Origin of the sequence: Nitratireductor sp. GCM10026969 (assembly GCF_042660605.1) — a bacterium.
Classification (GTDB): domain Bacteria; phylum Pseudomonadota; class Alphaproteobacteria; order Rhizobiales; family Rhizobiaceae; genus Chelativorans.
Window position 1 is genome coordinate 1 of record NZ_JBHSUM010000064.1, and the last position, 22,810, is coordinate 22,810.

At 65.1% G+C, this 22,810-nt stretch carries 25 protein-coding genes; 18 read left to right on the forward strand and 7 right to left on the reverse strand.

Annotation, left to right across the window (positions count from 1 at the left end; genetic code table 11):
* Positions 1-16: 16 nt before the first annotated feature.
* Positions 17-523: a Smr/MutS family protein gene (locus tag ACFP9U_RS14080; RefSeq protein WP_378622361.1), complete on the forward strand. Its 507-nt coding sequence runs from the start codon at positions 17-19 to the stop codon at positions 521-523.
* A complete protein-coding gene (locus ACFP9U_RS14085; RefSeq protein ID WP_378622327.1) occupies positions 520-900 on the forward strand; it encodes a helix-turn-helix domain-containing protein in 381 nt (126 codons plus the stop codon). Before ACFP9U_RS14080 ends, ACFP9U_RS14085 begins: the two co-directional genes overlap by 4 nt.
* Before the next feature lie 19 nt (positions 901-919).
* On the opposite strand, the gene ACFP9U_RS14090 is transcribed toward ACFP9U_RS14085, so the two are convergent.
* From ACFP9U_RS14090 to hslV, 4 genes are all read right to left on the reverse strand, one after another.
* The gene (locus ACFP9U_RS14090) at positions 920-1,888 is read right to left on the reverse strand and encodes a DUF1402 family protein (RefSeq protein WP_378622329.1); all 969 of its coding nucleotides are present in this window, start codon (positions 1,886-1,888) and stop codon (positions 920-922) included.
* A 116-nt stretch (positions 1,889-2,004) separates the two neighbouring features.
* Positions 2,005-3,315, reverse strand: a complete 1,311-nt coding sequence (hslU, locus tag ACFP9U_RS14095) for an ATP-dependent protease ATPase subunit HslU (RefSeq protein ID WP_378622331.1) — start codon at positions 3,313-3,315, stop codon at positions 2,005-2,007.
* The gene (locus ACFP9U_RS14100; RefSeq protein WP_378622332.1) at positions 3,312-3,854 is read right to left on the reverse strand and encodes a GNAT family N-acetyltransferase; all 543 of its coding nucleotides are present in this window, start codon (positions 3,852-3,854) and stop codon (positions 3,312-3,314) included. Before ACFP9U_RS14100 ends, hslU begins: the two co-directional genes overlap by 4 nt.
* A complete protein-coding gene (gene hslV, locus ACFP9U_RS14105) occupies positions 3,844-4,392 on the reverse strand; it encodes an ATP-dependent protease subunit HslV (protein WP_322451223.1) in 549 nt (182 codons plus the stop codon). Before hslV ends, ACFP9U_RS14100 begins: the two co-directional genes overlap by 11 nt.
* A 168-nt stretch (positions 4,393-4,560) precedes the next feature.
* Between hslV and hisB the strand changes: the two genes are divergently transcribed.
* The 7 genes from hisB to coaA are packed head-to-tail and all read left to right on the forward strand — an operon-like array spanning position 4,561 to position 9,158.
* Positions 4,561-5,169: an imidazoleglycerol-phosphate dehydratase HisB gene (gene hisB / locus ACFP9U_RS14110; protein ID WP_378622334.1), complete on the forward strand. Its 609-nt coding sequence runs from the start codon at positions 4,561-4,563 to the stop codon at positions 5,167-5,169.
* A 10-nt stretch (positions 5,170-5,179) separates the two neighbouring features.
* Positions 5,180-5,662, forward strand: coding sequence for a DUF2628 domain-containing protein (locus ACFP9U_RS14115; RefSeq protein WP_378622336.1), 483 nt, complete (start codon positions 5,180-5,182; stop codon positions 5,660-5,662).
* A 2-nt stretch (positions 5,663-5,664) separates the two neighbouring features.
* Positions 5,665-6,315, forward strand: a complete 651-nt coding sequence (hisH, locus tag ACFP9U_RS14120; RefSeq protein ID WP_378622337.1) for an imidazole glycerol phosphate synthase subunit HisH — start codon at positions 5,665-5,667, stop codon at positions 6,313-6,315.
* Positions 6,312-7,046, forward strand: a complete 735-nt coding sequence (gene hisA, locus ACFP9U_RS14125; RefSeq protein WP_378622339.1) for a 1-(5-phosphoribosyl)-5-[(5-phosphoribosylamino)methylideneamino]imidazole-4-carboxamide isomerase — start codon at positions 6,312-6,314, stop codon at positions 7,044-7,046. Before hisH ends, hisA begins: the two co-directional genes overlap by 4 nt.
* Positions 7,043-7,840: an imidazole glycerol phosphate synthase subunit HisF gene (hisF, locus tag ACFP9U_RS14130; RefSeq protein WP_378622341.1), complete on the forward strand. Its 798-nt coding sequence runs from the start codon at positions 7,043-7,045 to the stop codon at positions 7,838-7,840. The genes hisA and hisF overlap by 4 nt, the downstream gene beginning before the upstream one ends.
* Positions 7,837-8,175, forward strand: coding sequence for a phosphoribosyl-ATP diphosphatase (locus ACFP9U_RS14135; RefSeq protein ID WP_378622342.1), 339 nt, complete (start codon positions 7,837-7,839; stop codon positions 8,173-8,175). The genes hisF and ACFP9U_RS14135 overlap by 4 nt, the downstream gene beginning before the upstream one ends.
* Positions 8,176-8,198: 23 nt before the next feature.
* The gene (gene coaA, locus ACFP9U_RS14140) at positions 8,199-9,158 is read left to right on the forward strand and encodes a type I pantothenate kinase (RefSeq protein WP_378622344.1); all 960 of its coding nucleotides are present in this window, start codon (positions 8,199-8,201) and stop codon (positions 9,156-9,158) included.
* A gap of 93 nt (positions 9,159-9,251) precedes the next feature.
* Here coaA and ACFP9U_RS14145 read toward each other — a convergent pair whose 3' ends face one another.
* The 3 genes from ACFP9U_RS14145 to ACFP9U_RS14155 all read right to left on the reverse strand — a co-directional run bounded on the left by ACFP9U_RS14145 (position 9,252) and on the right by ACFP9U_RS14155 (position 12,085).
* On the reverse strand, positions 9,252-9,875 hold the full coding sequence (locus ACFP9U_RS14145) for an alpha-ketoglutarate-dependent dioxygenase AlkB family protein (protein WP_378622346.1): 624 nt from the start codon (positions 9,873-9,875) through the stop codon (positions 9,252-9,254).
* A gap of 97 nt (positions 9,876-9,972) precedes the next feature.
* The gene (gene arfB, locus ACFP9U_RS14150) at positions 9,973-10,407 is read right to left on the reverse strand and encodes an alternative ribosome rescue aminoacyl-tRNA hydrolase ArfB (protein ID WP_378622348.1); all 435 of its coding nucleotides are present in this window, start codon (positions 10,405-10,407) and stop codon (positions 9,973-9,975) included.
* A 67-nt stretch (positions 10,408-10,474) separates the two neighbouring features.
* A complete protein-coding gene (locus ACFP9U_RS14155) occupies positions 10,475-12,085 on the reverse strand; it encodes a phosphoenolpyruvate carboxykinase (RefSeq protein ID WP_378622350.1) in 1,611 nt (536 codons plus the stop codon).
* A 341-nt stretch (positions 12,086-12,426) separates the two neighbouring features.
* Between ACFP9U_RS14155 and ACFP9U_RS14160 the strand changes: the two genes are divergently transcribed.
* The 9 genes from ACFP9U_RS14160 to ACFP9U_RS14200 all read left to right on the forward strand — a co-directional run.
* Entirely contained in the window at positions 12,427-13,128 is a 702-nt protein-coding gene (locus tag ACFP9U_RS14160) for a response regulator transcription factor (RefSeq protein ID WP_378622352.1), read from the forward strand.
* An 18-nt stretch (positions 13,129-13,146) separates the two neighbouring features.
* The gene (locus tag ACFP9U_RS14165) at positions 13,147-14,919 is read left to right on the forward strand and encodes a stimulus-sensing domain-containing protein (protein ID WP_378622353.1); all 1,773 of its coding nucleotides are present in this window, start codon (positions 13,147-13,149) and stop codon (positions 14,917-14,919) included.
* Between the two features lie 5 nt (positions 14,920-14,924).
* On the forward strand, positions 14,925-15,371 hold the full coding sequence (locus tag ACFP9U_RS14170; RefSeq protein WP_378622355.1) for an HPr kinase/phosphorylase: 447 nt from the start codon (positions 14,925-14,927) through the stop codon (positions 15,369-15,371).
* Between the two features lie 252 nt (positions 15,372-15,623).
* A complete protein-coding gene (locus ACFP9U_RS14175) occupies positions 15,624-16,025 on the forward strand; it encodes a PTS sugar transporter subunit IIA (protein WP_322451210.1) in 402 nt (133 codons plus the stop codon).
* Positions 16,022-16,327: an HPr family phosphocarrier protein gene (locus ACFP9U_RS14180; protein WP_322451209.1), complete on the forward strand. Its 306-nt coding sequence runs from the start codon at positions 16,022-16,024 to the stop codon at positions 16,325-16,327. Before ACFP9U_RS14175 ends, ACFP9U_RS14180 begins: the two co-directional genes overlap by 4 nt.
* Before the next feature lie 145 nt (positions 16,328-16,472).
* Positions 16,473-17,870, forward strand: a complete 1,398-nt coding sequence (gene ahcY / locus ACFP9U_RS14185) for an adenosylhomocysteinase (RefSeq protein WP_378622357.1) — start codon at positions 16,473-16,475, stop codon at positions 17,868-17,870.
* A gap of 192 nt (positions 17,871-18,062) precedes the next feature.
* The gene (locus ACFP9U_RS14190) at positions 18,063-20,594 is read left to right on the forward strand and encodes an ATP-binding protein (protein ID WP_378622358.1); all 2,532 of its coding nucleotides are present in this window, start codon (positions 18,063-18,065) and stop codon (positions 20,592-20,594) included.
* A gap of 10 nt (positions 20,595-20,604) precedes the next feature.
* Positions 20,605-22,113 carry a tRNA (adenosine(37)-N6)-threonylcarbamoyltransferase complex ATPase subunit type 1 TsaE gene (gene tsaE, locus ACFP9U_RS14195; RefSeq protein ID WP_378622360.1) on the forward strand — a complete coding sequence of 503 codons (1,509 nt, stop codon included), beginning with the start codon at positions 20,605-20,607 and terminating at the stop codon, positions 22,111-22,113.
* A 23-nt stretch (positions 22,114-22,136) separates the two neighbouring features.
* Positions 22,137-22,810, forward strand: a 674-nt coding sequence (locus tag ACFP9U_RS14200) for a nucleotidyltransferase family protein (RefSeq protein ID WP_378622363.1), incomplete at its 3' end; no start/stop codon positions are given.

Sequence of the window (22,810 nt, forward strand, 5' to 3'; positions counted from 1 at the left end):
GTCGGCGGAGGATCGCGTGCTTTGGAGCCGCGTGGCGCGCACGGCGACGCCGCTGCCGGGAAAGACCCTCCCGGCGGAGGAGGAAGTACCGTCTCCGCCCGCCGCGACGCGGAAGCAGGACGACACACCGGCAGGGTCGCTGTTCGACACGCAAACGCGCCCCGCCCCGCCGGAAAAGCCGCGCCCGCGCAAGCTCGATGCCCCAACGCGTGAAAAGCTCGCCCGCGGCCGTCTGGAGATCGCCGGGCGAGTCGACCTGCACGGCCTCACGCAGGAAGAGGCGCACATGCTCCTGCTCTCCTTCCTGCGCCGCGCCTATGAGGCCGAGCGGCGCTACGTGCTGGTCATCACCGGCAAGGGCACTTCGACTGGCGGCAGGGGGGTTCTGCGTCGGGCGGTGCCCGAGTGGCTCTCGACGCCGCCTTTCCGCGCCATCGTCGGTGGCTACGAGGAGGCGGCACGAAGCCATGGCGGCTCCGGAGCGCTGTATATCCGGCTGCGGCGTGCGGGAGGGCGGCGATGACGCCCTTTGCCAGGCGCGTACGCGAATTGCGACAGGCACGGGGCGTCAGCCAGAAGGACATGGCCGCCGCGCTCGGCGTCACTCCGGCCTATCTCTCCGCGCTGGAACACGGCCGGCGAAGCCCGCCCAACTGGGCCATGGTCCAGAAGATAATCGGTTATTTCAACGTCATCTGGGACGAGGCGGACGATCTGCAACGTCTCGCGGAGCTGTCCCATCCGCGCGTTGTCGTCGACACCGCGGGCCTGCCGGAGAGGGCCACGGCGATCGCCAATCTGCTTGCCCGAAACATCGCCGATCTCGACGAGAAGGAACTTGCGCGGCTCTACGAGACGCTGTCCGCGATCCTGAACGATAGGCGCCGAGAAGGACCGTGAAGCCGAAAGGCCGCCACGATCAGGAATCGGCCAGAAGCGCCTCGAGTTCTTCCTGCTTGTCGTTCACCAGCCAGCCGTAATAGTTCACCTTGGGCAGTTTCGGTGCACGGCCCTGCTTGCGGCGCAGCCGGTTCTCCGTGGCAAGCCGGGCAGCGCGTGTTTCCGGATTGCCGACATTGTAGAGCGTCGCCGTCAGCCCCGGATTGCTGCTGATGTCAAACCCCGCGATACCGGCATAGGCATCGATCGCTTTCTTGAGCGTCGCGGCGACGTAGTAGAGCGTGATGTCCGGATTCATGATGGTGCGGTAGACCTGCTGCGCATCGCCGTAATCGAGCTTCTCCAACCCGGTGACCTCATGCACCATATCCGTCACCTGAAGGGCCGTCAGCGGATTCAACTGCCCGATCCCGAAGGTCTGGCCGGCATAGAAGGGTTGGAAGAAGACGGCGCTGAAGCGGTCGTCAGGGAAGCGCTTGCCCTCGACGGTCCTGCCGCGAAAGGCCTTGTCCCAGACCGCTTCGCGGCAGCTCCACACTTCATGGCTGCCTGCCTCCTCATCGCATGGATCGAATTGCGGACGTTCGAGGAAGGATGCCAGGCTTTCGCCGCCATGGGAGAAGGAAAAGGAGCTTTCCAGATAGGAAACGGCCTTCACATAATAGGTCTGAAGGTGGTCGTAGGCGTCCACGTTGTAGGTGTGTTCGCCGACGATCGCGCCAATGACGTGGATCGGTGCGATGCCGAACAGCGCCGCCGCCTTCCTGATCTTGGCCCTGAGCGCGGCATCGCTTTCGAGGAGCCCATAGATCTTCGCATATTTGGCGTCGAACGTGGTCCCGCCCGCACTGGTGCGCCGTGACGAGGCTCCGGGGACGGGTGGTTGCTCGGCACCGTGATTTCCAGCCGCAACGAGCTCCAACGCTTCTGCCGAGAACGCTGCCACGCTCAAGGAGAAGCCCAAGACCATGCAGTGTCTCAGCGCCATCCGCCCAACCCGACGATTATGCTTTTAGAATCGGGGTGCAACCTATGGAAGGCGGCCGCGCGAGTCGAGGAGATTCGATGCGGCCGGTGCTTTTGTTGCCGAATGTGACCGTAAGCTCACAGAATGAAGCGCGACAGGTCGGTGTTCTTGGCGAGATCCCCGACATTCTCGTCCACATAGGCGGCATCGATCTGGACCGTTGCCCCGGAGCGGTCGGGCGCGTTGTAGGAAATGTCGTCCAGGACGCGCTCCATCACCGTCTGCAGCCGCCGCGCGCCGATGTTCTCGACGCTCGCGTTGAGGTCCACGGCGATCGCCGCCAGCCGGTCGATCGCATCGTCGGTGAATTCGAGCTCGACACCTTCCGTCTGCATCAGCGCCACATACTGCTTGATGAGGCTGGCCTCCGTCTCCGTCAAGATGCGGCGGAAATCCTCTTTCTCGAGGGCCCTGAGCTCGACCCGGATGGGCAGGCGGCCCTGCAGTTCGGGAAGAAGGTCCGAAGGCTTCGACACATGGAAGGCGCCGGAGGCGATGAAGAGGATATGGTCGGTCTTCACGGGCCCATATTTGGTCGCCACGGTCGTGCCCTCGACCAGCGGCAGGAGATCGCGCTGCACGCCTTCGCGCGAGACGCCCGCCCCGGTGCCGCCCTCGCGGGTGGCGATCTTGTCGACCTCGTCCAGGAAGACGATGCCGTCGTTTTGTGCCGATTCCAGAGCGCGCTGTGCGACCTCGTCCTCGTCGAGCAACTTGTCCGATTCGTCGTTGATCAGGTGCTTGTAGGAGTCCTTGACCGTCGTCTTGACGGTCTTGGTGCGCCCGCCGCCCATGGCCTTCTGCAGCATGTCGTTGATGTTCAGCACACCGACATTGGCCCCCGGCATGCCGGGGATCTCGAAGCCGCCCATGCCGCCGCCGGTGTCTGCCACCTCGATCTCGATTTCCTTGTCATCCATCTCGCCGGCCCGGAGCTTCTGGCGGAAGCTGTCGCGCGTGGCGGGGCTTGCCGTCTTGCCGACCAGCGCCTCCAGAACCCGCTCCTCAGCGTTCATATGCGCGCGTGCCTTGACGTTCTCACGCATCTTCTCGCGGGTAAGTCCGATCGAGACCTCGACGAGGTCGCGGATGATCTGCTCCACATCGCGGCCGACATAGCCGACCTCGGTGAATTTGGTCGCCTCCACCTTCATGAAAGGCGCACCCGCCAGCTTCGCGAGGCGGCGTGAAATCTCCGTCTTGCCGACGCCGGTGGGGCCGATCATCAGGATGTTCTTCGGCATCACTTCCTCGCGCAGCCCCTCTTCGAGCTGCTGCCGGCGCCAGCGGTTTCTCAGCGCGATCGCCACCGCGCGCTTGGCGTCCTTCTGGCCGATGATGTAGCGGTCGAGCTCGGAGACAATCTCGCGGGGGGAAAAGTTGGTCATGACAGGGTCTCGTTTGCGTATTCGTGGTGTTGCATGATCAGGACCTTCCCCGTGCGCCCCTCAAGCTCGGGAACGGGTCTGAAGCCGGCCTTTTCATAGGCGCGGACGGCGCGCAGGTTTTCGCGGTCGGGATCGATTACGATGGTGCCGAAGCCGTCGGCCCTGAGCCGGGCGACGAAGGCCGACAGCGCCGCCGATCCAACGCCCTTGGACAGCCATGCCGCCTCGCCGATGGTCAGGTCGACGCCGACGGCATCCGCCGGCAGCGCCTTCAGCCAGGGGGCCTTCTCGCCCCACGCATCGTTTTGGTGGTGGCCGATGAACCAGTATTGGATATAGCCCACCGGCTCCTCGTCGAGCGTGATGAGGAAAGGCCGTGTCGTGTCGCGACCCTCCACCATGTCGCGGATGAAGCCCAGCTCCTCCTCCACCTCGCCCCACCATTCGCGCACGTGCGGCGCTCTCAGCCACTGCCGCAAGAGGGGATAGTGGCCCGGTTCCACGGGCGTGAAGCCGATCTGTCCCGGGCTATTCGGCATCGAGCGTTTCGACCATGATGGAGTCGTTGGTGTAGATGCAGATGCTGGCGGCGATCTCCATGGCGCGCCGGGCGATCTCCTCGGCGCTTTTGTCCGTGTCGAGAAGCGCGCGCGCGGCGGCAAGCGCGTAGTTGCCGCCCGAGCCGATGGCCATGACGCCCTGTTCAGGTTCCAGCACGTCGCCGTTTCCGGTTAGGGCCAGCGTCACGTTCCGGTCGGCCACCAGCATCATCGCCTCCAGCCGGCGCAGATAGCGGTCCGTGCGCCAGTCCTTGGCGAGTTCGACGCAGGCGCGCATGAGTTGCTCCGGATATTGCTCCAGCTTGTTCTCGAGCCGCTCCAGCAGCGTAAACGCATCCGCAGTGGCGCCGGCGAAACCGGCGATCACGTTGCCCTTGCCGAGGCGACGCACCTTGCGCGCATTGCCCTTCATCACCGTCTGGCCGAAGCTCACCTGCCCGTCACCGGCAATCACCACCTTGCCGCCCTTGCGGACGGTGACGATGGTCGTGGCATGCATGGAATTGTCTTCGCTCATCGCAAACTCCGTCGGTGCGCCCGGCAGCGGCGGGCCCGTCAGACGGCATATGTAAGTCCCTCGTTCGAGAATGCAAACGCGCCCCGGAAGGGGCCGGGTCGAGTGTCTGGCATTCCACGGAACATGCTGGTAGAAGGCGGACCTTCTGGATGTGCAAAGGAAAGATTCATGGCCGCCAGCACAGAACGCCGGGCGGAGGTCAGCCGCAAGACGGGCGAGACGGATGTAACGGTTTCCGTCGATCTCGACGGCGAGGGCCGCTATGAAATCACCACCGGCGTGGGTTTTTTCGACCATATGCTGGAGCAGCTCGCGCGCCATTCCCTCGTCGATATGACGGTGAAGGCGAATGGCGACTTGCATGTCGACGACCATCACACGGTCGAGGATTGCGGCATCGCCATCGGCCAGGCGATCGCCAAAGCCCTTGGCGAGCGGCGCGGCATTGTGCGCTACGCCTCGCTCGATCTGGCCATGGACGAGACACTGACGCGCGCGGCGGTGGACGTCTCCGGCCGGCCGTTCCTCGTATGGCATGTTGCCTTCCCCGCGCCGAAGATCGGTACCTTCGACACCGAGCTCGTGCGCGAGTTCTTCCATGCCCTGGCCCAGAATGCCGGCATCACGCTTCATGTGACGAACCTCTACGGCGCCAACAGCCACCATATTGCCGAAACCTGCTTCAAGGCGGTGGCGCGGGTGCTTCGGGCGGCGCTTTCGGCCGACCCCCGGCAGCCCGACGCCGTGCCGTCCACCAAGGGAACATTGAGCGGCTGAGGAACTCGAGATGGCGAGCTATATGGTTCTCGAGCCCGGGAACGGGCCCTCGGAGCGGACGGAGAAGGCGGTTCTGATCCGCGACGGCTTCGCCGTGCTCGCCTTCATCGTCCCCTTCCTCTGGTTTCTGTTCCATCGCATGTGGCTGGAGGCTTTCGCCGTGCTCGCCCTCAGTCTGTCGATTGCCGCGCTCGGTATGCAGCCCGGCTTCGCGGTTCTCACGCCGATCCTTTCGCTGCTCCTGTCGTTCCTCATCGGCCTCGAGGCGCAGGCGCTGCGCGCGGCCGCCCTGCGCAGGCGCGGCTGGGTGGACTGGGGCCTCGTCGAGGCGGGAAACCGCAACGAGGCGGAGGCGCGCTATGTGTCCGAAGCGGCAGCGCGCATCGAACGCGCAGCCCCGCCCCCCGTTCCGCTCGCACCGGTGGCTGGCAAGCCCCGGCCGAGGACCGCCACTCCCGCCTTTGGCCTTCTGGACTACCCGCGAAGGACATGACGATGCGCGTTGCCCTCATAGACTACGGTTCCGGCAACCTGCGCTCCGCCGTCAAGGCTTTCGAGCGCGCCGCGCGTGAAGCGGGCGTGACTGCAAAGATCGACCTCACCGACAATGCCGATCGGGTGCGCACCGCCGACCGCATCGTCCTGCCGGGCGTCGGCGCCTATGCGGATTGCCGTGCCGGGCTGGACGCGGTGCCCGGCATGGTGGAAGCCATTGAGGAGGTCGCAATCCGCAACGCGCGCCCCTTCCTCGGCATCTGTGTGGGCATGCAGCTCATGTCCGAGCGCGGTCTGGAAAAAACAGTAACGAAGGGCTTCGGCTGGATCGCCGGCGACGTGAAGGAGATGGAGCCCTCCGACCCCGCGCTGAAGATCCCGCAGATCGGCTGGAACACGATTCACGTGAAACATTCCCACCCGCTCTTCGACGGCATTCAGACGGGGAAGAAGGGCTTGCACGCCTATTTCGTGCACTCCTACCACCTCGCCGCCGAGCGCCCGGAGGATGTCTTGGCGGTGACGGATTACGGCGGCGAGGTTACCGCCGCCGTCGCCCGCGACAACCTCGCCGGCACACAGTTCCATCCCGAAAAGAGCCAGGCGCTCGGCCTCGCGCTGATCGCGAACTTCCTGACGTGGAAACCATGATCCTCTTCCCCGCCATCGACCTCAAAGACGGCGAATGCGTGCGGCTCAGGCTCGGCGAGATGAGCGAGGCCACCGTCTACAATCGCGATCCCGCTGCCCAGGCGAAGGCCTTCGAGGACGAAGGCTTCGAATGGCTGCACGTGGTCGATCTGAACGGCGCCTTTGCCGGGGAAAGCCGCAACGGCCTGGCCGTGGAGGCGATCCTGCGCGCCACGAAGAACCCGGTGCAGCTCGGCGGCGGCATCCGCTCGCTGGCCCAGATCGAAGCGTGGCTCGAGAAGGGGCTGGCCCGCGTCATCCTCGGCACGGTGGCCGTGCGCGATCCCGCCCTGGTGTACGAGGCCTGCCGGAAATTCCCCGGCCGGATCGCCGTCGGCATCGACGCGCGCGGCGGCAAGGTGGCCGTCGAGGGTTGGGCCGAGACATCCGATTTGTCGGCGACCGAACTCGCAAGGCGTTTCGAGGGCGCGGGCGTGGCAGCCATCATCTATACCGATATCGACCGCGATGGTGTTCTGACCGGCATCAACTGGGAGGCGACGATCGCGCTGGCCGAGGCGGTCTCCATCCCCGTCATCGCCTCCGGCGGTCTTGCCTCCATGGCTGACATCGAGCGCATGACGCGGCCCGACGCGGCAAGGCTCGAAGGCGCCATCTCAGGCCGCGCGCTCTATGACGGGCGGATCGATGCGCGGGAGGCGCTCAAGATGCTCAAAGAGGCGCGTGCATGACCCTCAAGGCCCGCGTCATCCCCTGCCTCGACGTGCATAACGGCCGCGTCGTCAAGGGCGTCAATTTCGTCGATCTGGTCGACGCCGGCGATCCGGTGGAGGCGGCGAAGGCCTATGACGCGGCGGGGGCGGACGAGCTCTGCTTCCTCGATATCACGGCGAGCCACGAGAACCGGGAGACGATCTTCGATGTGGTCGCGCGCACGGCCGAGCAGTGCTTCATGCCGCTGACCGTCGGCGGCGGCGTGCGCCAGGTCTCCGACATCCGAAAGCTGCTTTTGGCCGGCGCCGACAAGGTGTCCATCAACACCGCCGCCGTGAAGGATCCGGAGTTCGTCGCCCGTGCCGCCGACAAGTTCGGCGATCAGTGCATTGTCGTTGCCATCGACGCCAAGCGCGTCTCCGCCGAGGGCGCGCCGGCGCGCTGGGAGATCTTCACCCACGGCGGGCGCAACGCGACCGGCATCGACGCTGTGGCCTTCGCCGAGCGTGTGGTCTCGCTGGGCGCGGGCGAAATTCTGCTCACCTCGATGGACCGCGACGGCACCAAGGCAGGTTACGATGTGGCGCTCACGCGTGCCGTGGCGGACGCCGTGCGTGCGCCGGTGATCGCCTCGGGCGGCGTCGGAAACCTCGATCATCTGGTGGACGGCATTCGGGAGGGGCATGCGGCGGCTGTCCTCGCCGCCTCGATTTTCCATTTCGGAACCTATACGATCGGCGAGGCAAAGAAGCACATGGCCGCGGCGGGCATTCCCATGCGGCTCGATCAGGCGGAGGCGGGGCGCGGATGAGCGGGTTCGATATTTCCATGCTCGAAACCATCATCGCCGAGCGGGCCCATTCGGGCGACGAGCAGTCCTGGACAGCGCGGCTGGTCGCCGCCGGCATGCCGAAGGCCGCCCAGAAACTCGGAGAGGAAGGCGTGGAAGCGGTCATCGCAGCCGTCTCGGGCGACCGCGATGCCCTCGTCTCGGAAAGCGCGGACCTTATCTATCACTGGCTTGTTGTGCTCCACATCGCCGGCGTCCGGCTCGACGAGGTGGTCGGCGAGCTCGAGCGGCGCACCGGTCGCTCAGGGGTCGCCGAAAAAGCTGCACGGGGCACTTCCGCTGGGTCGGAGCGCTGACAGGACCGCAGGAAAATTCGCTGATGGACCAGCTTGTTCCCACCGAGCGTTACTCTCCATACCGCATCTTCACGGCAGAGCGGTGGGCGCAGTTTCGCCACGACACCCCGCTCACGCTGACCGAAGACGAGGTGCGCCGGCTGCGCTCGCTGAACGACCCGGTGGACCTCGAGGAGGTGCGCCGCATCTACCTGTCGATGTCGCGGCTGCTTTCGGCCCATGTCGAGGCGATGCAGCTTCTGTTCCGCCAGAGGCAGGTGTTTTTCGATGCCAACGATGCGGTCAAGGCCCCGTTCATCATCGGCATCGCCGGATCGGTGGCGGTTGGAAAGTCCACCACCGCGCGCGTGCTGAAGGAGCTTCTGGCCCGCTGGCCATCAAGCCCCAAGGTCGATCTGGTCACCACCGACGGTTTTCTCTATCCGAACGCGATCCTCCGCCAGGAAGGCCTGATGGACCGCAAGGGCTTTCCCGACAGCTACGACGTCGGCGCCATCCTGCGCTTTCTGTCCGGCATCAAGGCCGGCCTGCCCAATGTGCGGGCGCCCGTCTATTCGCACCTCACCTATGACGTGGTTCCCGGCGATTTTGTCACCATCGACCGGCCCGACATCCTCATCTTCGAGGGCATCAACGTGCTGCAGACCCGCGACCTGCCGCAGGACGGCAAGGCGGTGCCCTTCGTGTCGGACTTCTTCGATTTCTCCATCTACATCGATGCGCCGGAGGATCTGGTTCACGACTGGTATGTCGAGCGCTTCATGCGCCTGCGCGACACCGCCTTCCGCGATCCGATGTCCTTCTTTCACCGCTATTCCAAGCTGGCGCCGAGCGCCGCCAAGGCGATCGCCGAGCAGCTCTGGCACAACATCAACCTCAAGAACCTGCGCGAGAACATCCTGCCCACCCGGCCGCGCGCCGATCTCATACTGCGCAAGGGCACGAACCATCTCGTCGAAGAGGTCGCGCTCAGGAAACTGTAGCGCACCTCGCTGCAGTCATCCCGCGCAAGCCTTCGCTCCACCGGGATTTCAGAGGACGAGGCGGCAGTGTAAAGCGCCTCCGCTCCCGTGATCTCACCCTGGGTTGGGCGGATTGACCCGCCGGAGCGTCAGGTTGATGCGGCCGCCGTTCCTGAGCAGCGTTGACGTGCCCGGATAGATCCTGTCCACGCCATGAAAGGACATCCGTCCCTCCCCGCCGAGTACGACGACATCGCCGCTTTCGAGCCGGAAGGAGACCGTCTTGCCCGAACGGCTTCTGCCGCCGACGCGGAACAAGCAGGCGTCGCCCAGCGATACGGAAACCACGGGTGCGGCGAATTCCCGCTCGTCCCGGTCCTGATGCAGGCCCATCCTTGCGGTATCGTCGTAGTAGTTGACGAGGCAGGCCTCCGGCGGATGCGGATAGCCGGCGAACTTTTCCCACACGGCCAGCAGCGCAGGCGGTATCGCGGGCCATGGCCGTCCCGTTTGGGGATGGGTTGCCTGATAGCGATAGCCGCGTTCCTTGTCGGTCAGCCAGCCGAGCGGACCGCAATTGGTCATGCGCACGCTCATCGGCTTGCCCGTGCGCGGCATGGTGGGGACGAAGAGCGGCGCCGCGGCGACCGCCGCGCGGACCTCCTCAAGCAGCGCCTCCTGCGCATCCTGGTCCAAGGCGCCGGGAATATGGCGCACGCCGTTGGGCAGAGTGTTCATGAATACCGTCCGAAACGCTGTCGTCATCCGGCTTTCAGGGCAAGCCATTCCCGTCACCATAGGGGCGCCTTGAGGCTTGGCAACCCGGTTCAGGCGCCTATTCCGGCGAGACCTTGCCGCGCAGCTTCTTGATCTGTCCGCGCCCCGACTTCGTCTTCAGCCGCCTTTCGACCGCGCCCTTGGACGGCTTGGTCTTCTTGCGCGGCTTGGGCGGCGGCTCTGCTGCCCGTCTCAGGAGCTCCGCAAGGCGCGCGCGTGCGTCGGCGCGGTTCTGCTCCTGTGTTCTGAAGCGCGCGGCTTCGATGACGATTTGACCGTCCTTCGTCGCCCGGCTGCCGGCGAGCTTCAGCGCCCGCGCGCGCACGCGCTCGGACAGATGCCGCGCATTGGCGGCGTCGAAGCGCAACTGCACCGCGGTCGCCACCTTGTTGACGTTCTGTCCGCCGGGGCCGGAGGCGCGGATGAACTGCTCCTCCAGCTCGTCTGCGGCGACAAGGATGCCGGGCTGAATATGAAGATCGCCGTCGGCCATTATCCCTTTCCTGGTTCGTGCCCATTGCCCGAACCAGGATGTGCCAGGATGGTGCCGCGCGGCAAGCCTATTCGGCCGCTTGCCGCATCTGCGGCGAAGCCTTCAGGACATCTGTGTCCACGTGCGATTCGAATTTCGCGAAGTTCTCGATGAACATCCCGATCAGCCGTTCCGCCTGGGCATCGAAGGCGGCCTTGTCCGGCCAGGTGCCGCGCGGATCGAGAATGCCGCTGTCGATCCCCGGCACCGCGACGGGCACGGCGAAGCCGAAATGCTCGTCGGTGCGGAATTCGGCCTGGTTCAGCGCACCGTTGAGAGCGGCTGTCAGGAGCCTCCGCGTCACCTGGATGGGCATGCGCTCGCCCGTGCCGAAGGCACCGCCGGTCCAGCCGGTGTTCACCAGCCAGCAATTGACCCCATGTCCAGCGATCAGGTCGCGCAGGAGATTGCCGTAGATGGAGGGATGGCGCGGCATGAAGGGGGCGCCGAAACAGGTGGAGAAGGTGGCTTCCGGTTCCGTCACGCCCTTCTCCGTCCCGGCCACCTTGGCCGTGTAGCCGGACAGGAAGTGATACATTGCCTGCGCCGGCGAAAGCCGCGCGATCGGCGGCATCACGCCGAAGGCATCGCATGTCAGCATGATGATGTTCTTGGGATGACCGGCGCGCCCTGTCGCGCTGGCATTGGGGATGAAATCCAGCGGATAGGCGCAGCGCGCGTTCTCCGTCAGGCTGCCGTCGTCGAAGTCCGGCGCCCCGTCGGCATCGAGCACGACGTTTTCCATGAGCGTGCCGAAACGCCGCGTCGTGGCATAGATCTCCGGCTCGGCCTCCTCGGAGAGGCGGATCGTTTTGGCATAGCATCCGCCTTCGAAATTGAAGACCCCGTGTGCCCCCCAGCCGTGCTCGTCGTCGCCGAGAAGCGTGCGCGCCGGATCGGCCGAAAGCGTGGTCTTGCCCGTACCCGACAGGCCGAAGAAGAGGGCGGCGTCGCCGTCGGGACCGACATTGGCCGAGCAATGCATCGGCATCACGCCGCGCGGCGGCAGGATGTAGTTGAGCGTGGTAAAGACGGACTTCTTCATCTCGCCCGCATAGGAGGAGCCGCCGACGAGCACGATCTTGCGCGTCAGATCGACGGCGATCACCGTCTCCCCGCGACAGCCGTGCCGCGCCGGATCGCCCTTGAAGGAGGGGAAATCGATGACTGTCATCTCCGGCACGAAATCCGCCAGCTCCACCTGTTCCGGGCGGATGAGCATGGTGCGGATGAAGAGCGAGTGCCACGCATATTCCGTGATCACGCGCGTCGGCAGGGCGTTCTCGCGGTCCGCGCCGCCGATCAGGTCCTGGACGAACAGGTCGAGGCCTTCTGCATGGCGCCGGAAATCCTCGAACAGCGTGTCGAATTGCGCGCGCGCGATCGCCTTGTTGTTGTCCCACCACACGGCGTTTTCCGTGTCGGCATCGCGCACGATGAATCGGTCCTTGGGCGAACGGCCGGTGTGCTGGCCGGTTTCTGCCGCCAGGGCACCGTGCACGGTGAGCCGCGCCTCGCGGCGCCGGATTGCTTCCTCGTACAAATCCCGCGTCGGGAGATTGTAGAAGACGGTGCCCTTGGTCTTCAGATTGCTTTTTTCGATCCCGCTGGCGGGATTGCGATGGCCGGTCTCATCCATGTTTCGCTACCAGATTTGCGTTGATCCTCCGCCGCCAGCAAACCGGGCAAAACCCCTCCGGCAGGCGAAGATTGTCTCAACCAGAAAAGCGCAGCGATTTCAAATCATTAATCGATTTAAAGATTTTAAGCGCGATTTAAATCGGTTATAGGGGTTCAATTCGCCTGTCCCCCGTCCTACCTGCCGCCGGGATTTCGCGTAGCGCGTGCACAAACTGTCGCAGGCCGGGCGGTGAAGTGACTCTGCCCGCAGAATGTGCCACATTTTGTACCCAATTTGTCCTGCATCTGCGCACGATTGCAGCAGGAAGGGACACCCGCATGACGAGGGAGCCGCACGACATGGCAACAATCGCGCTCGTTGATGACGACCGCAATATTCTGACGTCGGTCTCGATCGCGCTGGAATCGGAGGGCTACCGCGTGGAGACCTATACCGACGGAGCGTCGGCGCTGGAGGGGCTGAGCGCCCGCCCGCCCTCGCTCGCAATACTGGACATCAAGATGCCCCGCATGGATGGGATGGAGCTCTTGCGCCGCCTCCGGCAGAAGAGCGACATTCCCGTGATCTTCCTCACTTCGAAGGACGACGAGATCGACGAGCTCTTCGGGCTCAAGATGGGCGCTGACGATTTCGTCCGAAAACCCTTTTCGCAGAGGCTTCTGGCGGAGCGGGTACGGGCCGTTCTGCGCCGCGCGAGCGCACGCGAGGCGACGGCGAAGGTCGCCGACAAGCAGTCACGTTCCCTGGAGCGTGGTCATCTCGTGATGGATCAGGAGCGCCACACCTGCACCTGGCGGGGCGAGCCCGTCACGCTGACCGTCACCGAATTTCTCATCCTGCATGCGCTGGCGCAACGCCCCGGCGTGGTGAAAAGCCGTGACGCACTGATGGACTCGGCCTATGACGAGCAGGTCTATGTCGACGACAGAACCATCGACAGCCACATCAAGCGGCTGCGCAAGAAGTTCAAGGCCGTCGACGGCAGTTTCGATATGATCGAAACCCTTTACGGTGTCGGATACCGTTTCCGCGAAGCCTAACGATTGTCGCTGGAGGTCATGGAGGCACGGGAAAAGAGAAGCTCCGCGACGGCGGAAAGAGCAGAGCGCTCTTCCTCCTGGCTGCTGAGCCGTCTGGCCGTGCCGGTCAGGCGGATGCTGGGTCATTACATGTTCTCCAGCCTGACCCGCCGCATCCTCATCCTCAATTTCGGCGCCATCGGCGTTCTGGTCGTCGGCATCCTCTACATCAACCAGTTCCGTGAAGCCCTCATCGACGCCCAGATCGAAAGCCTCCGGACACAGGGCAGCATCATCGCCGGCGCTGTTGCCAGCTCGGCCACGGTCGAGACGGATTCGATCCTCATCGATCCCGACAAGCTGTTGGAGTTGCAGGCGGGCGAAAGTCTGCCACCGCGGACCGACCAGCTCGAGAACCTAGATTTCCCGATCAATCCGGAGATCGTCGCCCCGCTTTTGCGCCGGGTGATCTCGCCGGCCAAGACCCGTGCGCGCATTTACGACCGTGACGCGAACCTGCTGCTCGATTCGCGCACGCTCTATTCACGGGGACAGATCCTGCGCTACAACCTGCCGGCGGTGGAAGAGGAGGAGACCGGATTTCTCGACTGGCTCAAGGCCCGCTTCAAGGTGCTGTTCCAGCGCAACGAGTACCCGCTCGACAAGGAGCAGCCCGGCGGCAGCGGTGTCGCTTATGAGGAGGTGATGACCGCACTGACGGAGGGCGTGCCGAGAGCCCTGGTACGGCGCAGCGAGCAGGGCGAGCACATCATTTCGGTCGCTGTGCCCATCCAGCGTTTCCGGGCGGTGCTGGGCGTTCTTCAGCTTTCCACGCAGGGAGACGTCGACCGCATTCTCGCCGAGGAACGGCTTGCCATCCTGCGCGTCTTCGGCGTCGCCGCGCTGGTCACGGCGGTCCTGTCGCTCCTTCTGGCCTCGACCATTGCCAATCCGCTGCGTCGCCTGTCGGCGGCGGCGATCCGCGTGCGCCGCGGCGTGCGCAAGAGGGAAGAGATTCCCGACTTCTCCCATCGTCAGGACGAGATCGGCAATCTGTCGATCGCGCTGCGCGACATGACCAAGGCGCTTTATGCCCGAATGGACGCCATCGAGAGCTTCGCCGCCGATGTCGCGCATGAATTGAAGAACCCGCTCACCTCGCTCGGCAGCGCGGTGGAGACGCTGCCTCTGGCGAAGGACGAGCGTTCGCGCGAACGGCTGCTGGAGATCATTCAGCACGACGTGCGCCGGCTCGACCGGCTGATCACGGATATCTCGGACGCATCGCGTCTCGACGCCGAGCTCGTGCGCGAGGACGCCGAGCCCATCAATCTCAAGCAGTTCGTCGGCGACCTTGTGGCCGCCACCCGCGATATCGGGGGCAAGAAGAAGCGGGTGGACATCCGTTTCGAAGTCGAGGACGCTCCGGGACGGAAATTTACCGCGGCGGGGCACGACCTGCGGCTCGGCCAGGTGATCACCAACCTCATCGAGAACGCCCGTTCCTTCGTGTCCAGCGAGGACGGTCGCATCACCCTCACCCTCTCGCGCAGCGCCCGACGCATTCTCCTGACGGTCGAGGACAACGGACCGGGTATTCGCGCTGAGAACATCGAACGCATCTTCGAACGCTTCTACACCGATCGCCCCTCGGGCGAGGCCTTCGGTCAGAACTCCGGCCTCGGTCTCTCCATCAGCCGGCAGATCATCGAAGCCCATGGCGGAACGCTGACTGCAGAGAACATCCCCGGGGCCAAGCCGGGGGAGATACGCGGCGCCCGCTTCGTCATCACGCTGCCCGCCGAGGACTGAGAGCGGTGGCCGGAGGCAACCACCATGGCAGCCTGGTCGTCGTCGGCGAAACCGGCGTCTTCGTCACAGGGCCGTCCGGTGCCGGCAAGACGGCGTTGGCGCTCGCCCTCCTTCGTCATGGCGCGGCCTGCGGGTTCTTTGCGCGAATGGTCGGTGACGACCAGCTTTTCCTGTCGGCCGAAAACGGGCGCCTCGTCGGTCGCGCGGCGGAAACGATCGGCGGTCTCGCCGAGGCCCGCGGCTTCGGTCCCGCCCCCATCGCGCACGAGAATTGCGCCGTGATCGACCTGGTGGTCCAACTGGTGCCGGCCGCGGTCGCCCCGCGCGTGGACGAACATATGCAAGTTGTCCTGGCGGGTGTTCCCCTACCCTGCCTGAAACTTGCTGAGCGCGATCCCCAGGGCGCGGTTCTGGCCGTCGCGGCGCGCCTTGGGTTGCCGCCCTTCGCCTAAGGCTGCGTCAAAAATCCGTCAAATGATGTCCATTTTGGGCTTGTCAACGCATTATCCGTTGACAAGATATCGCTTTTGCCGTGAGGCAGTCAGACGGAATTCCGGATATCCGGCGAAAGACAGCGCATCTTGCGTATCGAATTGGCAAGCCAGTGGGCGGAGTGACAGATTGACGGCCTCGAAACGCATGGACAGGGCGTCGGCGAGCCCGTGGGAATCCGCGACGGGGCACCGGGGGAGAGCGACCATCCGATGATTGGCATTGTTCTCGTCACCCATGGGCATCTGGCGGAGGAATTCCGCCATGCCGTGGAGCACGTCGTGGGCCCGCAGAACAATCTGGAGACCGTCTCCATCGGCGCCGAGGACGATATGGAGCAGCGCCGGCGCGACATCGTGGAGGCCGTCGCAAGCGCCGATACCGGTGCCGGCGTGATCATCCTCACTGACATGTTCGGCGGGACGCCGTCCAATCTGGCGATCTCGGTCATGGATCCCGGGCGGGTGGAAGTGGTCGCCGGCATGAACCTGCCGATGCTGATCAAGCTGTCCAGCGTACGGTCCGGCAACGACATGGCGCTTGCGCTCGAGGAGGCACAGACGGCCGGCCGCAAATACATCAACGTGGCAAGCCAGGTGCTCAACGGCAAATGAGCGTGTCGCCGAGCGGATCAACCGAGAAGGATGTCATTACCCGCAACTTCTCCATCGTCAATCAGCGTGGCCTGCACGCGCGCGCTTCCGCCAAGTTCGTGCAGCTCGTTGCTGGCTATGACGCCAGGGTGACGGTCGAGCGTGACGGCATTTCGGTGGGCGGCACCTCGATCATGGGCCTGATGATGCTGGCCGCGAGCCCAGGCTGCACCATCACGGTCACTGCGCGCGGCCGCGAGGCGGCTGACGTGATGGCGGCGCTCGAAAAGCTGATCGCCAGCCGCTTCGGCGAGGAGACCTGAGGCCTCACCCTACGACTCGCATAGCCACATAAACATTTCTTTATATTTTTATTCGATTGTCGCCCGTGGCCCGATCTGCTAGGCAAATACGGGTACCGCGCCGCTTGTGCGCTGCTGAAAACCATGCCGAGCTGGAGCTGAGCCGATGGCTGACAAAGATTACGTCGTGGCCGACATTTCCCTTTCCGACTGGGGCCGCAAGGAGATCGAGATTGCCGAAACCGAGATGCCCGGCCTGATGGCCTGCCGCGCGGAATTCGGTTCCGACAAACCCCTCAGGGGCGCGCGCATTTCCGGCTCGCTCCACATGACGATCCAGACGGCTGTGCTGATCGAGACCCTGCAGGCGCTGGGCGCGGAGGTGCGCTGGGCCTCCTGCAACATCTTTTCCACCCAGGATCATGCCGCCGCGGCGATCGCCGAAACCGGCACCCCGGTCTTCGCTGTCAAGGGCGAGACGCTGGAGGAGTACTGGACCTATACCGACCGCATCTTTCAATGGCCGGACGGTGAACCGTCCAACATGATTCTGGACGACGGCGGCGACGCCACCATGTACATCCTGCTCGGCGCGCGTGCCGAGGCCGGCGAGGACGTTCTGACCAATCCCGGCAGCGAGGAGGAAGAGGTGCTCTTCGCCCAGATCAAGAAGCGCATGGCCGCGACGCCCGGCTTTTTCGCCCGCCAGCGTGACGCCATCCGCGGTGTTACGGAAGAGACCACCACCGGCGTCAACCGGCTCTACCAGCTCCAGAAGAAGGGTCTTCTGCCCTTCCCCGCGATCAACGTGAACGATTCCGTCACCAAGTCGAAATTCGACAACAAGTACGGCTGCAAGGAATCCCTTGTGGACGGCATTCGCCGCGCCACCGACGTGATGATGGCCGGCAAGGTGGCGATCGTCTGTGGCTACGGCGATGTCGGCAAGGGGTCGGCGCAGTCGCTCGCGGGCGCCGGCGCCCGCGTCAAGGTCACGGAGGCCGATCCGATCTGCGCCCTGCAGGCGGCCATGGACGGTTTCGAGGTCGTCACCCTGGAAGACGCCGTGCCCACGGCCGACATCATCATCACCGCCACGGGAAACAAGGACGTCGTCTCCCTCGACCAGATGCGCCGGATGAAGGACATGGCGATCCTCGGCAACATCGGCCATTTCGACAACGAGATTCAGGTCTTGGCCCTGCGCAATTTCAAATGGACGAACATCAAGCCGCAGGTCGACATGATCGAGTTTTCCGACGGCAAGCGCATCATCCTCTTGTCGGAAGGACGTCTGCTCAACCTCGGAAACGCCACCGGCCATCCCAGCTTCGTGATGTCGGCTTCCTTCACCAACCAGGTGCTGGCGCAGATCGAGTTGTGGGTCCGTACCGGCCAGTACGAAAACCGCGTCTATGTGCTTCCCAAGCACCTCGACGAGAAGGTGGCGGGGCTGCATCTGGGCAAGCTCGGCGCCAAGCTGACCCAGCTCTCGGCCGAGCAGGCCGCCTATATCGGCGTGAGCCCGGAAGGTCCGTTCAAACCGGATCACTACAGGTACTAATTTTTTCACGCGGTACCACAAAATATTGATGCCGGGCTCTTGACTTTCAGCCCGGCATTTCTTTTGCGCCGCTTTCCTTCTTCACCCGGATTCGCTGACCGGGTACAGTGCGGTGATTCGAGGCGCCGATTTGTTTGCCTACGGCGCTGATCGGGGCGGTCTTGATTATCATGCGGCGGAGAGGAACAAGACATGCCGGGGCTGAACCCGCTTTCCGGCGGGATTTCGGGGCCTCAGGCCCGTAGGAAAAGACGGGATCGCTTGTCCGCGCGGCTTGTCCGCGCGCCCTTGCCGGCGGTCGCCCTGGCGGCGACGGCTATCGGCGCCGCTGCGGCCGAGCACGAGATCGGCCTGCCGCTCGGCGGCAGCCTGTCGGTCGGCACGCTGGAGGTGATCCAGCTCGCCAGCTTCGCGGGCGTCATGGGGGCAGCCCTTCTGTCGGCGATCTGGCTCATTCGCCAGCGCGCCCGCATCTCGGCGGAAAACATCGACCTCAGGACCCGGATCGCCGAGCTTTCCGGCGCACTCTCCCGCTCCGAGGCGCTTCTCAATCTCCGTGACCAGCGCATCGTCGTGTGGCCGGGAGACGGCGGCCGTCCTTCCGTCGTCGGCGAGCTGCCGATCGACAGCGGCGCGCCCCGCGAGCGCAGCACCTTCCTCGCCTTCGGCCGCTGGCTGATGCCGAAATCCGCTTCCGCGCTTGATCGTGCCGCCGAAGCGCTGCGGGACAGGGGGGAGGGGTTCGACCTCGTGGCCGAGACGCGCGCCGGGATTCTGCTCGAGGTGCAGGGACGCAAGTCCGCCCTGCACGCGGTCATTCGCTTCTCGTCGCTTTCCGCCGCGCAGGCCGAGCACGCCAGACTCAAGCTCGCCCATGAACGCCTGAAGGACGACCACGCCAACCTGCTGGGCCTCGTCAACGCGCTCGACATGCCGTTCTGGCTGCGCGACGAGGAGGGGCGGCTGAAATGGGTGAACGCGGCCTATGCGCGGGCGGTCGAGGCCGATCCGGAGCAGGCGGTCCGCGAGATCCGCGAACTCCTGCCCACCCCGGTGCGGACCGCGCTTCAAGAGCATCACCGGCATGACGGGGTCTATCGTGATTCCGTCTCGACGGTGGTGGGCGGCGATCGATGCGTCTACACGGTGACCGATTTCGCCACCGGCAAGGGCAGCGCCGGGATTGCGGTGGATACGAGCGAGGCGGACGCGCTCAAGCGCGAGTTCGAGCGCACCGTGCGCAGCCACGCCGACACGCTGGACCAGCTCACCACGGCCGTTGCCATCTTCGACGAGCACCAGAAGCTGAAGTTCTTCAACCAGGCTTTCCAGAAATTGTGGGATCTGGAACCCGGCTTTCTCGACGGCGGCCCGGAGAACGCCCTCGTGCTCGACCGGCTGCGCAGCGACGGCAAGCTGGCCGAACAGCCGGAATGGCGCCGCTGGAAGGAGCAGCTCCTTTCCGCCTATCGCGCCGTTGAGCCGGAGGAGCACTGGTGGCATCTGCCCGACGGCCGCACGATACGCGTCATCGCCAACCCGCAGCCCAAGGGCGGCGTCACCTGGGTTTTCGAGAACCTGACGGAAAAGTTCGACTTGGAATCGCGCTACAACGCCGTCGTCCAGGTGCAGAGCGAGACCCTGGACAATCTCGCCGAAGGGGTCGCCGTCTTCGGGCCCGATGGCCGCCTGCGCCTGTCGAATCCCGCTTTCCGCAGGCTGTGGGAGCTTCCCGAGAAACTGATCGACGGCGACGTCCACATCTCGCTCTTGAAGGCGGCCTGCGACGCGGTGGCCAACCCCAGCCCCTGGAGCGATTTCGTCGCCGCGGCGACCGGCTTCGATGACGAGCGGCGCGACAGCCACGGCCGCACCGAACTCGTCAACGGCACGAACCTGAGTTACGCGATCATCCACCTGCCGAACGGCCAGGTCATGATGACCTTCGTCGATGTCACCGACAGCGTCAATGTCGAGCGCGCGCTGAAGGAGAAGAACGAGGCGCTGGAAAAGGCCGACAAGCTGAAGAACGATTTCGTCCAGCACGTCTCCTACGAGCTGCGCTCGCCGCTCACCAACATCATCGGCTTCACCGAGCTTCTGGCGCTCGAGACCACCGGGCCGCTCGGCAAGCGCCAGCGCGAATATGTGGATCATATCGGCTCGTCCTCATCGCTCCTCCTGACGGTCGTCAACGACATCCTCGATCTGGCCACCGTCGATGCGGGCATCATGGAGCTGGAGTTCGCGGAGGTGCCGATCCGGCCCACGGTGGAGGCGGCGGCCGACCTCGTCTCCGACCGTCTGCGCGAGCACGGCATCACCCTGGACCTCGATCTCGACGCTGCGCCCGCCGCTTTCCACGCCGACGAAAACCGCATCCGGCAGATCCTCTACAATCTGCTGAGCAATGCTGCGAATTACGCGCCGGAGGGAGGCAGGGTATCGCTCACCGTCACGGAGGCCGGCGAGGCCGTCGCCTTCAGGGTGCACGACAACGGGCCCGGCATGTCGCCGGAGATGCTGCAGACCATTTTCCGCCGCTTCGAGCCACGCAGCAATGGCGGGCGCCGGCGCGGGGCCGGGCTCGGGCTGTCCATCGTGAAGAGCTTCGTGGAGCTGCATGGTGGCACGGTGGAGATCGACACCGGCGAGGGGCGCGGCACCGCCGTCACATGCCGTTTCCCGCTCGCCCCGACAGGTGTCCGCGAAGCGGCGGAATAGACCGGAATTGATGGCGGCGCCTCAGCCTTTTTTGCGCTTTCTGCCCGACGAGCAGGCGACGGACCGCCTGGGCGACGACCTGGCCGCGGCGCTGCGGCCAGGCGACGTGGTGGCGCTGCACGGCGACCTCGGCATGGGTAAGACGGCGCTGGCGCGCGCCATCCTTCGGGCGATTGCCGGTGATCCGCAGCTCGAGGTGCCGAGTCCCACCTTCACCCTCGTGCAGAGCTATGATCTGCGCATCCCGGTCCACCATTTCGATCTCTACCGCCTGTCCGACCCGGAGGAGCTGGAAGAACTCGGTTTCGGCGAAGCCGCGGCGGGGGGCGTGGCGCTTGTGGAATGGCCCGAGCGTGCGCCGGATGCCCTGGCCGGGGCGACCCACCTTTTCCTGCGCGAGCACGACGGCGGCCGCGAAGCCGAGATCCAGGCACCGGCCGATGCCGCCGCGCGCATCGCCCGCTCCCTCGCCATTCGCGGGTTTCTCGACGCCGGCGGATATGGCGGCGCCCGCCGTACCTTCCTGCTCGGCGATGCGTCGATCCGCGCCTACGAGACCGTAACTCCCGGGAAGGGGGAACGCCTCATTCTCATGGACGCGCCGCAAAGGCACGACGAGCCGATCGTCCGCGACGGTCTGCCCTACAGCCGGATCGCCCGCCTCGCCCAGTCCGTGACCGCCTTCGTCGGCGTGGCCAACGGCCTGCGTGAAGCCGGCTTCGCCGCACCGCGCATCTACGCTCAGGATCTCGACGCCGGGTTGCTTCTGATCGAGCATCTGGGCGAAACACAGTTCCCGGCTGCCGACGGCACGCCCGTGAAGGCGCGCTACGAAGCGGCCGCCGGCCTCCTGGCCGCCCTCCACGATCGTGACTGGCCGCAAAGCTTCCCGGTCGCCGAAGGTGTCGACCACACCCCACCCCCCTATGACCATGCCGCGCTCGCCATCGAAACCGAGTTGCTCGTCGACTGGTACCTGCCCTATGTAAAGGGGCGCGCGGCGAGCAAGGCAGAGCTGACGGAATTCAGGCGCTTGTGGTCTTCCCTCTTCGACCGGCTCGACCACAGCGAGCAGAGCCTCGTCCTGCGCGACTTCCATTCGCCCAACATCATTTGGCGGGAGAAGAAGAAGGGCCTCGACAGGCTCGGCCTGATCGACATCCAGGACGCTGTCTTCGGCCCCGCCGCCTATGACGTGGCGGCGCTGGCGCTGGATTCGCGCATCACGATACCGCCCTCCCTGGAACAGGCGGTCGTCGAAGCCTATTGCGCCGCGCGGCGCAGGCCGGATTTCGACCGCGAGACCTTTGCCGAGGCCTATGCAATCGCCGCCGCCCAGCGCAACACGAAGCTTCTGGGCACCTTCGTCCGCCTCGCACGGCGCGACGGCAAGCCCGGCTACCTGCGGCACCTGCCGCGCATCCGCGCCTATCTCGAGCGGGTGCTTGCCCATCCCGTGCTAGCCGATCTGGACGCTTTCTATCGCGCGCATCGGCTTCTGGAGGGAGACTCCGCGTGAGCGTGCCGATCCCCGAAAAGGCGATGGTGCTTTCAGCCGGTCTCGGCACGCGCATGCGCCCGCTGACGGAAACCCTGCCCAAGCCGCTGGTGCCGGTGGGCGGCAAGCCGCTCGTCGACTGGGGTCTCGACGCGCTGGAACGCGCCGGTGTGGCCGAGGCCGTGGTCAACATCCACCATCTGCCCGACCTGATGCTGGCGCATCTTGCCGGCCGCAAAAGGCCGCGCGTGACGATTTCCGACGAGCGGGAGAGGCTGCTCGATTCGGGCGGCGGCATCGTGCAGGCGCTGCCGCTGCTCGGGGCGGCGCCTTTTTTCGTCCTCAATGCCGACACCTTGTGGATCGACCGTTCCGCGCCCAATCTGGTGCGACTTGCCCTTGCATGGGACGCCGCCCGCATGGATATACTCCTTCTGCTGGCGGATCCGAAAACCGCCACGGGACACACCGGGAAAGTGGATTTCACGATGGACGCGGATGGGCGGCTGAAGCGCGCGGGCGAAAGTGCCGATGGCTTCATCTACGCGGGTGCCGGCATCCTCCACCCGCGGCTGTTCGATGCGGCCCCGGCTAAGCCGCATTCCCTCAACCGCTACTTCGATCGCGCCATTGCTGCGGGGCGCCTCTTCGGTCTGCCGCTCGACGGCCAGTGGCTGACCGTCGGCACGCCCGACGCGATCGCTCCGGCCGAGGCGGT